At 73.0% G+C, this 13529-nt stretch carries 13 protein-coding genes; 8 read left to right on the top strand and 5 right to left on the bottom strand.

Annotated features, from left to right (window positions below; translation table 11 throughout):
* The first annotated feature begins 2 nt into the window (after positions 1–2).
* Positions 3–548 carry a G/U mismatch-specific DNA glycosylase gene (gene mug, locus ACZ3I3_RS30505; RefSeq protein WP_399414949.1) on the top strand — a complete coding sequence of 182 codons (546 nt, stop codon included), beginning with the start codon at positions 3–5 and terminating at the stop codon, positions 546–548.
* Between the two features lie 85 nt (positions 549–633).
* Here mug and ACZ3I3_RS30500 read toward each other — a convergent pair whose 3' ends face one another.
* The 3 genes from ACZ3I3_RS30500 to ACZ3I3_RS30490 form a co-directional block, all read right to left on the bottom strand.
* On the bottom strand, positions 634–1065 hold the full coding sequence (locus tag ACZ3I3_RS30500) for a hypothetical protein (RefSeq protein WP_467370338.1): 432 nt from the start codon (positions 1063–1065) through the stop codon (positions 634–636).
* Between the two features lie 65 nt (positions 1066–1130).
* Entirely contained in the window at positions 1131–1856 is a 726-nt protein-coding gene (locus ACZ3I3_RS30495) for an ABC transporter permease (protein WP_467370336.1), read from the bottom strand.
* Positions 1857–1858: 2 nt separating this feature from the next.
* Entirely contained in the window at positions 1859–2779 is a 921-nt protein-coding gene (locus tag ACZ3I3_RS30490; RefSeq protein WP_467370334.1) for an ABC transporter ATP-binding protein, read from the bottom strand.
* Positions 2780–2887: 108 nt separating this feature from the next.
* On the opposite strand from ACZ3I3_RS30490, the gene ACZ3I3_RS30485 reads away from it, so the two are divergent.
* The 3 genes from ACZ3I3_RS30485 (at position 2888) to ACZ3I3_RS30475 (ending at position 5979) form a co-directional block, all read left to right on the top strand.
* Positions 2888–4057 (top strand): sensor histidine kinase, encoded by a 1170-nt coding sequence (locus tag ACZ3I3_RS30485; protein WP_467370333.1) that lies wholly within the window; start codon positions 2888–2890, stop codon positions 4055–4057.
* 14 nt (positions 4058–4071) lie between these two features.
* A complete protein-coding gene (locus ACZ3I3_RS30480; RefSeq protein WP_467370332.1) occupies positions 4072–4734 on the top strand; it encodes a response regulator transcription factor in 663 nt (220 codons plus the stop codon).
* A gap of 87 nt (positions 4735–4821) precedes the next feature.
* Positions 4822–5979 (top strand): ROK family transcriptional regulator, encoded by a 1158-nt coding sequence (locus tag ACZ3I3_RS30475; RefSeq protein WP_467370330.1) that lies wholly within the window; start codon positions 4822–4824, stop codon positions 5977–5979.
* A 91-nt stretch (positions 5980–6070) separates the two neighbouring features.
* Here ACZ3I3_RS30475 and ACZ3I3_RS30470 read toward each other — a convergent pair whose 3' ends face one another.
* Positions 6071–6832: a GntR family transcriptional regulator gene (locus tag ACZ3I3_RS30470; RefSeq protein ID WP_467370329.1), complete on the bottom strand. Its 762-nt coding sequence runs from the start codon at positions 6830–6832 to the stop codon at positions 6071–6073.
* A 169-nt stretch (positions 6833–7001) separates the two neighbouring features.
* Positions 7002–7886: an RNA polymerase sigma-70 factor gene (locus ACZ3I3_RS30465; RefSeq protein WP_467370327.1), complete on the bottom strand. Its 885-nt coding sequence runs from the start codon at positions 7884–7886 to the stop codon at positions 7002–7004.
* A gap of 164 nt (positions 7887–8050) precedes the next feature.
* Between ACZ3I3_RS30465 and ACZ3I3_RS30460 the strand changes: the two genes are divergently transcribed.
* The 4 genes from ACZ3I3_RS30460 (at position 8051) to ACZ3I3_RS30445 (ending at position 13521) form a co-directional block, all read left to right on the top strand.
* Complete coding sequence (locus ACZ3I3_RS30460) at positions 8051–8881, top strand: alpha/beta fold hydrolase (RefSeq protein ID WP_467370325.1); 831 nt, start codon at positions 8051–8053, stop codon at positions 8879–8881.
* Between the two features lie 57 nt (positions 8882–8938).
* A complete protein-coding gene (pdxR, locus tag ACZ3I3_RS30455) occupies positions 8939–10396 on the top strand; it encodes a MocR-like pyridoxine biosynthesis transcription factor PdxR (protein WP_467370323.1) in 1458 nt (485 codons plus the stop codon).
* Positions 10397–10537: 141 nt separating this feature from the next.
* Complete coding sequence (locus tag ACZ3I3_RS30450; RefSeq protein ID WP_467370321.1) at positions 10538–12112, top strand: alkaline phosphatase D family protein; 1575 nt, start codon at positions 10538–10540, stop codon at positions 12110–12112.
* A gap of 107 nt (positions 12113–12219) precedes the next feature.
* Complete coding sequence (locus tag ACZ3I3_RS30445; protein WP_467370320.1) at positions 12220–13521, top strand: GNAT family N-acetyltransferase; 1302 nt, start codon at positions 12220–12222, stop codon at positions 13519–13521.
* Positions 13522–13529 lie beyond the last annotated feature (8 nt).

The following is a 13529-nucleotide window of genomic DNA, read 5'->3' as shown; positions in this document are numbered from 1 at the left end:
CGATGCCCCGTTTCACGCCCGAGGAGTTGGAGGCCGCCCGCGACCGTGTCGTACCGGACGTGGTCGCGGACGGTCTGCGGGTGCTGTTCTGCGGCATAAACCCCGGGCTGATGACGGCCGCGACGGGCCATCACTTCGCCCGCCCGGGCAACCGCTTCTGGCCGGTACTGCACCGCTCCGGCTTCACGCCGCGGCTGCTGAAGCCGTCCGAGCAGCAGGAACTGCTGTCGTACGGGCTCGGCATCACCAACGTCGTGGCCAGGCCGACCGCTCGGGCCGACGAGCTGAGCGCCGAGGAGTACCGCGAGGGCGGGCGGCTGCTCGCGCTGAAGGTGGGGCGGCTGCGGCCGCGCTGGCTGGCCGTGGTCGGAGTGACCGCCTACCGCGCCGCGTTCGACGACCGGAAAGCCCGGGTCGGGCCGCAGTCGCGGTTGATCGGGGACACACGGGTGTGGGTGCTGCCCAATCCGAGCGGGCTGAACGCGCACTGGACGGCCGAGACGATGGCCGAGGAATTCGCACGGCTGCGGGAAGCCGCCGAGAGTTGATCGCTCACAGGGGATCCGTCTTCGTTACGGCGGGCTCGTCTTCGGTACGGCGGGCTCGTCTCCGTTACGGCGGCCCCTCTCCGCGTTACGGCGGGTCCGACTCCGTGACCAGGGCCAGCAGCCGCACCCCGCGCGAGGTGTCGCGGTCGGTGACCGCCACGGCGACCCAGCGGCCGGTGCCCTCCACCTCCCACACGTACGCGACGCTCGCGCACGCGCTCAACTCGGCCCACGGCCGGGGTACCTCCTCGCTCTCGGTGCGCAGCAGGACGGTCTGCAGGTTGTAGGGGGGCGTGTCGCCCCAGCGTGAGGCGAGAAGTTCGTAGACGGCGTCCCGGTCCTTCTCGTACTGGTCGATCGTCACCGCGTGGAGCGCCGGGTCGTCGTCGGGCGCGGCCTCTAACACCGCGGTGTGCCGGCCGGGCCCGGAGACGCCGACGTCCGACGGGCCGTGCTCCGCCGGAAAGGGGCGGTAGCACAGCTCGTCGATGAGGGCGATGTGCTGTGCGATGTTCATGCGTCCAGTAAACCCGGCGCCACTGACACTTGGCGGGGCGTCAACCTGTTCCCGCCGTTTCGCCGTCAGGCATCGCGGCGGCGCAGGCTCCACCCTCCGGCCAGCAGCGCGGCCGCCGCCCAGAGCGCGGTCACCGCGAGCCCCGACCACGGGCCGAGGGTGCCGTCGTAGGTCTCCCTCAGGACCAGTTGTCCCGCCTTGTCGGGAAGGAAGTCGGCGACGGTGCCCGTCGCGTCGCCGATCACGAACGACACGACGAGGATGAACGGGATCAGCAGCGACAGCGTGGCCACGCCACTGCGCAGCAGGGCGGCGAGTCCGGCGGCGAACAGGGCCATCAGCATGAGGTAGACACCGCAGCCCACGACGCCGCGCACCTGCTCGCCGGTGTCGAGTCCGTCGGCCGCCGGGCCGAGCCCCGCCCGGGCCACGAGGAGGGCCGCGAGGGCGGTCACCAGCCCTGTCAGCAGGGCCGGTACGGCGATGACGGCCGCCTTGGCCGCGAACCACCGGCCGCGCCGCGGAACCGCGGCCAGCGAGAGCCGCAGCGCGCCCGACTGGAACTCCGACGACACGGCCATGGCCCCGAAGGAGACGGCCGCGATCTGCCCCGGCACGACACCCGACAGGGCCATGAACAGAGGGTCGAAACCGGGGTCCGACGTCTCGGAGACACCGGCGATCGCGGAGAACGCCGTGGTCGAGGCGAACAGGGCCAGGAGGGCTCCCGGCAGCGAGCGGAGCGTACGGATCTTCAGCCACTCGGAGCGGAGAACGGGGGCGAGTTCCATGGTCAGGCCTCCTGGGGCTGGGTGGTGAATTCCGCTTCGGCCGACGTGAGGTCGAAGTAGGCCTGTTCCAATGTGCCTTCCTCGGCGGCGAGTTCGAGGACCGGCACACGTGCTTCGGAGGCGATGCGGCCGACGTCGTCCACGCGTGCGTGGTGCACGGTCCAGTGACCGTCCACGTGTTCCACGGCGTCATGGCCGTGCCGGGCCAGGGCGCTGCGGAGGGCGGCGGGGTCGGAGGTGCGGATGCGGACGCTGGGCTGCACGCGCGCGTGGATGAAGTCCCGCATCGGGGTGTCGGCCAGCAGCCGGCCCCGGCCGAGGACGACGAGGTGGTCCGCGAAGGACGCGGTCTCGTTCATCAGGTGGCTGGAGACCAGGACGGTGCGGCCCTCCCCCGCGAGCCGGCGCAGCAACTGCCGGATCCACACGATGCCCTCGGGGTCGAGTCCGTTGGACGGCTCGTCCAGCATGACCACTTCGGGGTCGCCCAGCAGGGCGGCGGCGATGCCGAGGCGCTGGCGCATGCCCAGGGAGTACGTCCGCACCCGGCGCCGGGACACCGACGCCAGGCCCGTTTCCTCCAGTACCTCGTCGACCCGCCGGTCCGGGATGCGGTTGCTGCTCGCCAGGACACGGAGGTGATCGCGGGCGGTGCGGGAACCGTGCGCGGCCTGCGCGTCGAGCAGCGCGCCCACATGGCGCAGGGGTTCGCGCAGCGTCGTGTAGGAACGGCCGCCGAGGGTGGCGGAACCGGCGGTCGGCCGGTCGAGGCCGAGCACCAGCCGCATCGTGGTGGACTTCCCGGCGCCGTTGGGGCCGAGGAAGCCGGTGACGCGGCCGGGCAGCACGCGGAAGGTGAGGCCGTCCACGGCCCGTTTGCCGCCGTACTCCTTGGTGAGGTCCTGGACTTCGATGCTGGTCATGGCAACAGCGTGGCCGGTCGGCCGGGGTGCGGGCCTCCCCCGGCGGTGGAGATCGTCTCCCCCGTGCGGGGGAGGCCCGCTGTCAGTGGCGGCTGGCACGATGACGCCATGGTCCGCATGCTGCGCCCGTTGACGCGGGCGGTGACGTACAAGCGGTGGCTGCACATCGTCGTGGCCGTCGTGTGGCCGTCGCTGTGGATTTTCATCGAGCAGGCGTGGTGGACACAGGCCACGGCCGCGGTGCTGCTCGGATTCGCGGGCCTCGTACCGGTCACGCGAGTCGTGGAGGGGTTTCAGGCCCGGCTGCTGCTGACCGGCCCTCGGCAAGGCGGTGCGGCCGCGGAGATCGTGACCACCCCGTCGGCCACCTGGGCCGATCGCGGCCGGACGGTGGTGTGGCTGGAGGCGCGGCTGGTCCTCGGCTGGGTCGTGGCCCACCTCTCCGCCCAATTACCTCTCCTCGCGGTCGACTTGCTGACGACGGGGCTGGGTCACGAGCCGGCCGCCGACGGATACGTGAGCGTCGAGGAGCACCACTGGTGGCACACCCTGCTCGCACCCGTGCCGCTCCTGCTGTTGGCCGTGGTCGTGGTCTGGTCCGGCCACCTCGTCACCGCGCTGGCCGTGCGGCTCCTCGGCCCGTCATCCGCGGAGCGTCTCGCGGCCATGGAGGAGCGCACCGAACAGCTTCTGGAACGCACGCGCATCGCCCGCGAGTTGCACGACTCCATCGGCCACGCGCTCACGGTCGCCGTCGTGCAGGCGGGCGCCGCGCGGGCGGCCGGTGACCCGGAGTTCACGGACCGGGCGCTCGTCGCCATCGAGGAGACCGGCCGGGCCGCCCTGGAGGACCTGGAGCGGGTGCTGGGCGTGCTGCGTGAGTCGCGGAAACCCGTGAGCAGCGGACCCACCCTGGTGGACGCCGACCGGCTGCTGGAGTCCGCGCGTGCCTCCGGGGCGAAGGTCGACGCCGAGGTGACCGGCCCCGTGGACACCCTGCCCGGGCCGGTGTCCCGGGAGGGTTACCGGATCCTCCAGGAGGCGCTGACCAATGTGCTGCGGCACGCCGGAGCCGTACCCGTCCGGGTCCGCGTGGACGTCACCGGCCCCATGCTCGTCCTCGCGATACGCAACCCGCTGACGGAGCCGGTACCCGGCCCCGGGCGGGGCAGCGGCCTGCGCGGCATACGCGAGCGCGCCGCCCTGCTCGGCGGGCTGTCCCGGACCGGCCCCGACGAAGGCGACTGGCAGGTTCATGTCGAGCTGCCGTTGAGTTGATCTACGCTGGTCCGATGCCGATCACCGTCCTCCTCGTCGACGACGAACCCCTGGTGCGCGCGGGTCTGCGGGCCGTGCTGGAGGCCCAGCCCGACATCGAGGTGGTCGGGGAGGCCGCGGACGGGGCGGCGGTGATCCCGCTCGTGCGGCAACTGCGGCCCGACGTGGTCGCCATGGACGTACGGATGCCGCTGCTGGACGGTATCGAGGCCACCCGGTCGCTGCTGCGGACGGTCGACGAGCCGCCGCGGATCCTCGTGGTGACGACGTTCGAGAACGACGAGTACGTCTACGAGGCGCTGCGGGCGGGCGCCGACGGGTTCCTGCTGAAGCGGGCCCGGCCGGCCGAGATCGTGCACGCGGTGCGGCTGATCGCCGAGGGCGAGTCGCTGCTGTTCCCGGCCTCGGTACGCCAGTTGGCCGCCGAGTACGGCGACGACGGCGGGAACCGGGCCGCGCGGGCGGCGATGGAGCGGGCCCAGCTGACCGAGCGGGAGGGCGAGGTCCTGCGGCTGATGGCGCGGGGCCTGTCGAACGCGGAGATCGCCACCCGGCTGGTCGTGGGCACCGAGACCGTGAAGTCGCATGTGAGCGCCGTACTGGCGAAGCTGGGAGCCAGGGACCGCACGCAGGCGGTGATCGCGGCGTACGAGTCGGGGTTCGTGGCGCCGGGGTGATCGGCGGGGCCCGTGCCGGCCCTCGCCGGGGTCCGCCGCGCCGAGTACGATCCGGCCAGACACGCGCACGAGCTGGGAGGACGGACGGTGGGGCGGCTGACCGGCGGGGATCCCTCGCTGCTGCGCAGGATCAACTCCGCGGTGGTGCTGCACGCGCTGCGTGCCACGGACGGCGCGACGCTGACCGAGATCACCCGGGTGACGGGGCTGTCCCGGCCGACCGTCGAGGGCGTCGTCGAAGGGCTCATCGAGGCCGGTCTCGTCGTCGAGAAGGCGGCCGAGGAGGGTGCCGCCCGCAAGCAGGGGCGGCCGGCGCGGCGGTTCCGGTTCCGGGCGGAGGCCGGGCATCTGCTGGGGCTGGAGATCGGCGCGCACCGGGTGGCCGCGCTGCTGGCCGACCTGGACGGCCGGGTGATCGGCTCCCAGGCCAAGGACGTGCCCGAGACGGCGGAGGCCGACGAGCGGCTGGAGCGGCTGCGGGGAACCGTCGCCGAGCTGCTGCGCCGGGCCGGTGTGGCACGCGGCTCGCTGCGGGCGGTGGGCGTGGCGACGCCCGGGATCGTCGAGGCCGACGGCACGGTACGGCTGGGCACGGCGCTGCCCGGGTGGACGGGGCTGCGGCTGGGCGAGCGGCTCAGCCGGTCGTTCAAGTGCCCGGTCCTGGTCGAGAACGACGCCAACGCGGCGGCCGTCGCCGAGCACTGGAAGGGCGCGGCCACCGAGTCGGACGACGTGGTGTTCGTGCTGGCGGGGCTCAGCCCGGGCGCCGGTTCACTGATCGGGGGCCGGCTGCACCGGGGCTACGGCGGGGCGGCCGGGGAGATCGGCGCACTGCATCTCCTCGGCCGGGAGGTGACGCCGGAGACTCTGCTGTCCACCACGAACGAGCCCCTTCACCCTCTCGACGAACAGGCCGTCGCCGAGGTCTTCGCGCGGGCCCGCGAGGGCGACCAGCGGGCCCGCGCGGCCGTCGACCGCTTCCTCCAGCGCCTGGTCCACGACGTGGCGGCCCTGGTCCTCGCCCTCGACCCGGAACTGGTCGTCATCGGCGGGTGGGCAGCGGGCCTGGACGGCGTCCTGGACCCCCTGCGCCAGGAGCTGGCCCGCTACTGCCTGCGTCCCCCGCAGGTCACCCTCTCCCGCCTGGGAGACGCGGCAGTGGCCACGGGGGCCCTGCGCCTGGCCCTGGACCACGTGGAGGAGCAGCTTTTCAGCGTGGAAGGCACGACCACATCACGCCGCTGAGTTCAACGCCCCTCAAGGGGCGCGGGGAACTGCGCGCTCAGCCACAACGCACCCGCAGCCCCCCATGCACCACACCCCTACGGCGCCAGGCTCAAGACGCCTGCCGCTCCGGCCCGTCGTGGATCTCCACACCCCCCGCATCCCCGAAGGTCAACCGACACGTGTCAGCGCGATACGTCGCGACGGACAACGCCGCCACACGCCCCGCGGCCACGAACCGCGTCGTCACCACCAGCACGGGCGCCCCCGGCAGCCGGTCCAGTTCCTTCGCGTCGTCGGCCCCGGCGGAGCCGAGCTCCACCGCGTTCTCCTGCCGGTCCAGCTCCAGCCGCTGCAGCTCGCGCAGCACCGCACGCGCGCGTGCCGACCCGGACGGCGCGTCGATGCCGGAGAGCTCGTGCACCGAGGACCGCGGGATGTAGAGCAGCTCGGCGGCGACGGGCCGGCCCTGCGAGACCCGGGAGCGCCGCACGATGTGCACGGACTCCTCCGGGCCGGTCTCGAGCGCCTCGGCGACCGCCGCGGGCGGCACCGCCGCCGTGCAGTCGACGGGCTGCCAGGCGTCCTCGGGGCCGCCCGGCCAGGTGTGCGGGCCGGTGCCGAGGGAGACGCCCATGCGGGGCGGCGCGACGGTCGTGCCGACACCGCGGCGGCGCTGCAGCCTGCCCTCCAGTTCGAGCTGCTCCAGGGCCTGGCGGAGCGTGGCCCGGGCGACGCCGAAGCGGGCCGCGAGGTCGCGCTCGTTGGGCAGGATCTCCCCCACGGAGAACTCCGAGTCGAGCGCTTCACTGAGCACGGTCTTGAGATGCCAGTACTTCGGTTCCGGCACCGATTCCAGCTGCGTGGTCCCCACCCTGTCCTCCGCGATCGCCGTGGTCGGCAGCGTTTTAGCGCCCTTGTTTTTTAAAGGTTGTTTCACTTCTCTGCGACCATAGGGCGGCCCTGATTCTTGGTCAAGACCAATGGCCGGGAACGTTCACGGGACGTTCATGCGAGGCCGTGGCAGGCTCCTGCGGCGCCGTCTAGAGGGCGGCCAGCGAGCGCAGCTTGTCGGGGTTGCGGACGATGTAGACCGCCTGGACGCGGCCGTCGGCGACGTCCAGCTGGAAGACGGAGTCGAGCTTGTCGCCGGACAGGACCAGCACGGCCGGGCCCCCGTTGAGCTCCACGAAGCGCAGGGAGAAGTCGGGGACGCCCTTCTGCGCGGCGCCGACGAGGAAGCGGCCCACCTTGTCCGCGGTCTGCAGGACCCGCAGCGGCGCCCGCGACTTGCCGCCGCTGTCGCCGACGAGCCGGACGTCCGGGGCGAGCAGCTCCATCAGCCCTTCGAGGTCGCCGTCCGCGGCGGCGGCGAGGAACCGTTCGGTGAGGTCGCGCCGCTGGACCGGGTCGACCTCGTAGCGCGGCCGCCGCTCCTCCACGTGCTTGCGCGCCCGCCCGGCCAGCTGGCGCACCGCCGGTTCGCCGCGGTCGAGCATGGCGGCGATGTCGGCGTACGGGAAGCCGAAGGCCTCGCGCAGCACGAACACCGCACGCTCCAGCGGCGACAGCGACTCCAGCACGACGAGGACGGCGAGCGAGACGGAGTCCGCGAGCACGGCCCGCTCGGCGGTGTCCGGCACGGTGTCACCGAAGTCGGTGAGGTACGGCTCGGGCAGCCAGGGGCCGACGTAGGTCTCCCCGCGGGCCTTGATCTGGCGCAGCCGGTCGATGGCGAGGCGGGTGGTGATCCGTACGAGGTAGCCGCGCGGCTCGCGCACGTCGCCGCGGTCGCTGCCCGACCAACGCAGCCAGGCCTCCTGGACCACGTCCTCGGCGTCGGCGACGCGGCCCAGCATGCGGTAGGCGACGCCCAGCAGGACGGGGCGGTGCGCTTCGAAGACGTCGGTCGCGGTCTCGGTGGTCACGGGTTCCATCCCAGCCCACCGGTCCGGCCCTGTCCAGGCGAAATCGCCCGTCCTCCGGCCGGCCGTGGCCGGGAAAGTGGCGCCGACTCGGGGCTACCCGCCGGTAGCAATTGCTGACAAGCTGTCTATCGCGTCCGTCAGCGAGTACAGCCTAGGAGCACCGCATGTCCGCCACCGTCTCCTTCAACGTCGCCTCCGCACACGGCGAGCAGAGCGTGACCCTGTCCTACACGCGTCAGGGCAGCGGCGAACCGTTGCTCCTGCTGCACGGCATCGGCCACCACCGGCAGGTGTGGGACCCGGTGATACCGGCGCTGGCCGCCGAGCGGGACGTGATCGCCGTGGACCTGCCGGGGTGCGGCGAGTCACCGGCGCTCCCGGACGGCATGGCTCACGACCTGCCGACCATGAACACCGTCCTCGCGGCGCTGTTCGGGGCGCTCCGGATCGAACGGCCGCACGTGGCGGGCAACTCGCTGGGCGGCCTGCTGGCCCTGGACCTGGCCCGGGCGCAGCTCGTCCGCTCCGTCACCGCCCTGTCCCCCGCGGGGTTCTGGAACGATGTCGAGCGCCGTTACGCCTTCACGGTGCTGATGACGATGCGGCAGATAGCCCAGCGGATGCCGGTGCCCGTCGTCGAACGGCTGGCCCGCCCGGCGATCGGCCGCACCCTGCTGACGAGCACCATCTACGCCCGCCCGGGCCGCCGTTCGCCCGAGGCCGTGGTCGCCGAGACGCTCGCGCTGGCCCGGGCGCAGGGGTTCTCCGAGACCCTCCGCTCCGGCAGGACCGTGCAGTTCACCGACGACATCGTCGGCACGCCGGTCACCGTGGCGTGGGGCAGCCGGGACCGGTTGCTGATCCCCCGTCAGGGCGTGCGGGCCAAGAGCATCATCCCCCGCGCCCGGCTGGTACGGCTGCCCGGCTGCGGCCACGTCCCGATGAACGACGACCCGGCACTGGTCGCCCGGGTCGTCCTCGACGGCAGCCGCTGACCAGCGGGACACCCGGGCCGACCGAAAAGCCGGCCGCGGATCCGGCAGACTGACCGCATGGAGCGCATCGAGCGCGTGGACCGCGTGGACCGCGACGAGCCTGTGTCGCCCGCCTGGGAGCTGCTGCTTCCGGCCGCCTCCGCTCCGGCCCGCACCCGTGGCCGTTCCCTGCAGGCGGCGCTGCGCGAGGCGGTCCGCTCGGGCCGGCTCGCGCCGGGCACGCGGCTGCCGTCGAGCCGGGATCTCGCGGCGGACCTGGGGGTGTCGCGCGGGCTCATCACGGAGGCCTACGAGCAGTTGACGGCGGAGGGTTATCTGCGCAGCGGCCGGGGCGCCGGGACGTGGGTGGGCTCGGCCGTACGGGCCGCCCGGGCGCGGGCGCACGACCTCGCTCCCCGCTCCCGCGGTGCCCGGGCGGACTTCGTGCCCGGGACGCCGGACCTGTCGCTGTTCCCGCGCTCGGCGTGGGCCGCCGCGCAGCGCGGTGTGCTGGCGGAACTGCCGCACCAGGAGCTGGGGTACCCCGATCCGCGCGGGCTGCCCCGGCTGCGTACCGCGCTGGCCGGACTGCTCGCCCGCCGGCGGGGCGTGGTGGCCGACCCGGAGCGGATCGTGGTGGTCTCGGGGGTGACCCAGGCGGCGACGCTGCTGGGATTCGCGCTGCACGCGCGCGGGGTGCGCTCGGTGGGTGTGGAGGACCCGGGCAGCCCCCAGCACGACGCGCTGTACGCCTCGGCCGGGGTCACCGCCGTGCCGCTGCCCGTGGAGGGCGGGGGAATCGCCCTGGAGCCGCTGCGGGCGTCGGGCGTACGGGCGGTGGTGACGACACCGGCCCACCAGTTCCCCACCGGCATCGCCTACTCGGCCCGCCGTCGCGCCGAACTGCTGGACTGGGCGCGGTCCGTGGACGGCATCGTCGTGGAGGACGACTACGACGGCGACTTCCGCTACGACCGCGCTCCCGTCGGCGCGCTCCAGGGCCTCGACCCGGACCACGTCGCCTACACCGGCTCGGTCAGCAAGTCCCTCGCGCCGGGACTGCGGCTGGGCTGGCTGCTGGTGCCCGAGTCCTGGGCCGAGGAGATCGTCGAACGCAAGCGCACCATGGACCTCGGCCATCCGACCCTGGACCAGGCGATTTTCGCCCGGTTCCTGGAACGCGGCGACTACGACCGCCAGTTGCGCCGCTCCCAGCGCGCCTACCGCGAGCGCCGTGACGCCCTGACCGCCGCCCTCGACGAGCACTTCCCCGGCTCCCGGGTCTCGGGCATCGCCGCGGGCCTGCACATGATCGCCACGCTGCCCGAGCGCTACGGCCCCGAGGACCGTTTCCTCACCCGCGTGACAGCGGCCGGGGTGGCCGTACACCCCCTGTCGGCCTACGCGCACCCCGGCCCGGCGCGGGAGGAGCCCGACGGACCGAAGCGGGTGCGGCTCGTGCTGGGCTACGCCCACGTCCCTGCGGCCCGGATCCACGAGGGCGTACGCCTGATGGCGGAGGCGGCCACGAGGTGACGCCCCGGCGCAGTTCACGGGTTCCCGCCGGTTCCCCTCCCCCTGCGGTCAGTTGTTCACTTGGGGTTCGTGTGTGCGCCGCGGCGTGCCAGTAGGTGTGGCTGTGCACACTGGCCGGATCCCGTCCCTGGAGGCGCATCCATGTCACACCGTCCGTTCCCCGCGCGCCGCAGCGTCCTGCGGGGCTCCCTCGCCGCGTCGGCGGCCCTCACCCTGCCCACCGCTCTCGGCGCGGCACCCGCCTTCGCACGGTCGGGGCGTCCCCAGGCGGGGTGGGGTGTGCAGGCGGGAGACGTGACCCGCGACTCCGGGCTGGTGTGGGTGCGGTCCGACCGGCCCGCCCGGATGATCGTCGAGACGTCGGCGACCGAGTCGTTCCGCAACCCGCGCAGATGGCACGGCCCGCTGCTGGGCCCGGGCACCGACTTCACCGGCACGACCCGGCTGCACGGCCTGCCGTCCGGCGAGCAGATCCACTACCGGGTGCTGCTCGCCGACCCGGACGACCCGCGCCGCACCGGCGAACCGGTCACCGGCACCTTCCGCACGGCGTCCGACAAGCGCCGTGACGGCGTGCGGTTCGTCTGGTCCGGTGACCTGGCCGGCCAGGGCTGGGGTATCAACCCGGAACTCGGCGGCTACCGGATCTACGACGCGATGGCCGCCCTCGACCCGGACTTCTTCCTCTGCAGCGGCGACAACATCTACGCCGACGGCCCCCTCACCGAGACCGTGGCCCTGCCCGGCGGGCGCACCTGGCGGAACATCACCACCGAGGAGAAGGCGAAGGTCGCCGAGACCCTGACGGAGTTCCGCGGCAACTTCCGGTACAACCTGCTGGACGAGAACCTGCGGGCCTTCAACGCCCGGGTCCCCTCCATCATCCAGTGGGACGACCACGAGGTCACCAACAACTGGTACCCGGGCGAGATCCTCGGCGACACCCGGTACACCGAGAAGAACGTCGACGTGCTCGCCGCCCGCGCCCGCCGCGCCTTCTCGGAGTACTTCCCGATCTCCACGCTGCGCCGCCCCGACGGCCGCGTCTACCGCGTGCAGCACCACGGCCCGCTGCTGGACGTCTTCGTCCTGGACATGCGCACCTACCGCAACGCCAACTCGCCGGACGACCAGCCCACCGACCCGCAGGGCATCCTCGGCCGCGAGCAACTGGAGTGGCTCAAGCGCGAGCTGTCCCGCTCCCGCGCGGTGTGGAAGGTGATCGCCTCCGACATGCCGATCGGCCTGGTCGTCCCGGACACCGGCGACGGCAAGCCCAACATCGAGGCCGTCGCCCAGGGCGACCCCGGTGCCCCGCTGGGCCGTGAGCTCCAGATCGCCGAGCTGCTGCGTTTCGTGAAGCACCGCCGGATCACCGGCACGGTGTGGCTCACGGCCGATGTCCACTACACCTCGGCACAGCACTACCAGCCGTCGCGGGCCGCGTTCACCGACTTCGAGCCGTTCTGGGAGTTCGTGTCGGGCCCTCTCAACGCCGGTGCGTTTCCCGCGAACGCGCTCGACGGCACCTTCGGTCCCGACCGTGTGTTCCTGAAGGCGCCGACGACCGCCAACGTCTCCCCCGCCGACGGCTACCAGTTCTTCGGCGAGGTCGACATCGACGGCGGCAGCGGAGAGCTGACGGTCCGTCTGCGCGAGCAGGACGGCACCGTGCTGTTCACCAAGGTGCTCCAGCCGGGCCTGGTCGGCCAGTAGTCCGTAGCGCAACGTTTGAAGCGTCGATAAAGGGGGCAGACTGCCCCTTTACCCGCCGGTCACAAAGCGTTCGCGATCACGCAACACCATTCCGTCACAGTGGGTGCATGACGCGAAAAGTGACTGCAGCGACCGACCTGAAGAACGACTGCCGCTCCGCCACCTCCTGGCAGCGGGTCACGGCGGCCTTCCGGACCTGGCGAACACGACGCCACGAACACGCGCCGCCGTCGGGCGATACCGGGTCCCCGGCATCGGAGCCGGTGCCGGGGGCGAACACGCACGGGGCGAAAACGTCCGGGACGAACACGTCCGGGACGAACACGCTGTGGCGGATGCGGACCACGGTGAAGGACGAGCCGGGGTCGCTGGCGGCCCTGTGCACGGCACTCGCCGGGCAGCGGGTCGACATCCTCAGCCTCCAGACGCATCCGCTGGCCGAGGGCACGGTGGACGAGTTCCTGCTGCGCGGCCCGGGCGAGCTGCCGGCCTCCGGGATCGCCGCGGCGGTCCGGACGGCCGGCGGCACCGACACCTGGATCGAGCGGGCCGACGCCCACGACCTGGTGGACGCGCCGACCCGGATCCTCGGACTCGCCGCCCGGACCGCCCTGGACGCCGCGGAACTGCCCCTGGCGCTGCGCCAGTTGCTGGGCCGGTGCACGATCCGTTCCCAGCCCGCACCGGCCGGCGGCGGCCGGGCCTCCTTCGGTGTCCCGGTGGAGGGAGCCCTCGACGACACGGTGATGCGCCTGCGCGCCCCGGAGGGCGGCGTGATCACCGTGGAGCGGCCGTATCTGCCCTTCACACCGACCGAGTTCGCCCGGGCCAGGGCCCTGGTCGAACTGGACGCGCGGCTCGGGCCGCGCGTCCCGCACGGCCGGGACGTGCTCACGCTGGCCGAGGGCAGCGACATCACCGTGCGCCGCGCCGACACGCGTGACCTGGAGGCGGCCAGGGCGATGCACGAGCGGTGCTCGGACCGCACGCTCCGGCTGCGCTACCACGGGCCGGTCGGTGACGCCGACCGCTATCTCAACCACCTGCTCAGTCCGCGCTTCGGCCGGACCCTCGCCGTGCAGACGGCCTCCGGGCGGCTCGTCGGCCTCGGTCATCTGCTCTGGGACGGGGACGAGACGGAGGTCGCGGTGATCGTCGAGGACGCGTGGCAGCGGCGCGGTGTCGGCGGGGAGTTGCTGGGGCGGCTCGTCGCGATGGCCGCGGAGGGGGGTTGCAGGAGTGTGTATGCCGTGACGCAGTCGTCCAACACGGGGATGGTTGCGGCGATGCGAGGGCTGGGGCTTCCTCTTGACTACCAGGTCGAGGAAGGGACCCTGGTGATCACTGCGCGGCTGGGTGAGTCCGTTTCTGCAGGTGCGGGTGAGTTGGGGAGCGCCTCAGCGCCGTAGGGTCCGCG

This window comes from Streptomyces sp. NPDC016851 (assembly GCF_055562795.1).
Note: the sequence above shows the minus strand (reverse complement) of the source record. Positions and strands in the feature narration are given on the sequence as shown.

What these genes read in the sequence shown, in the direction of transcription:
- ACZ3I3_RS30500 (WP_467370338.1), bottom strand. Translation starts at nt 1,065, where the DNA reads ATGAACATCGCACAGCACATCGCCCTCATCGACGAGCTGTGCTACCGC.
- ACZ3I3_RS30480 (WP_467370332.1), top strand. Translation starts at nt 4,072, where the DNA reads ATGCCGATCACCGTCCTCCTCGTCGACGACGAACCCCTGGTGCGCGCG.
- ACZ3I3_RS30490 (WP_467370334.1), bottom strand. Translation starts at nt 2,779, where the DNA reads ATGACCAGCATCGAAGTCCAGGACCTCACCAAGGAGTACGGCGGCAAA.
- ACZ3I3_RS30485 (WP_467370333.1), top strand. Translation starts at nt 2,888, where the DNA reads ATGGTCCGCATGCTGCGCCCGTTGACGCGGGCGGTGACGTACAAGCGG.
- pdxR (WP_467370323.1), top strand. Translation starts at nt 8,939, where the DNA reads ATGGAGCGCATCGAGCGCGTGGACCGCGTGGACCGCGACGAGCCTGTG.
- ACZ3I3_RS30495 (WP_467370336.1), bottom strand. Translation starts at nt 1,856, where the DNA reads ATGGAACTCGCCCCCGTTCTCCGCTCCGAGTGGCTGAAGATCCGTACG.
- ACZ3I3_RS30450 (WP_467370321.1), top strand. Translation starts at nt 10,538, where the DNA reads ATGTCACACCGTCCGTTCCCCGCGCGCCGCAGCGTCCTGCGGGGCTCC.
- mug (WP_399414949.1), top strand. Translation starts at nt 3, where the DNA reads ATGCCCCGTTTCACGCCCGAGGAGTTGGAGGCCGCCCGCGACCGTGTC.
- ACZ3I3_RS30445 (WP_467370320.1), top strand. Translation starts at nt 12,220, where the DNA reads ATGACGCGAAAAGTGACTGCAGCGACCGACCTGAAGAACGACTGCCGC.
- ACZ3I3_RS30460 (WP_467370325.1), top strand. Translation starts at nt 8,051, where the DNA reads ATGTCCGCCACCGTCTCCTTCAACGTCGCCTCCGCACACGGCGAGCAG.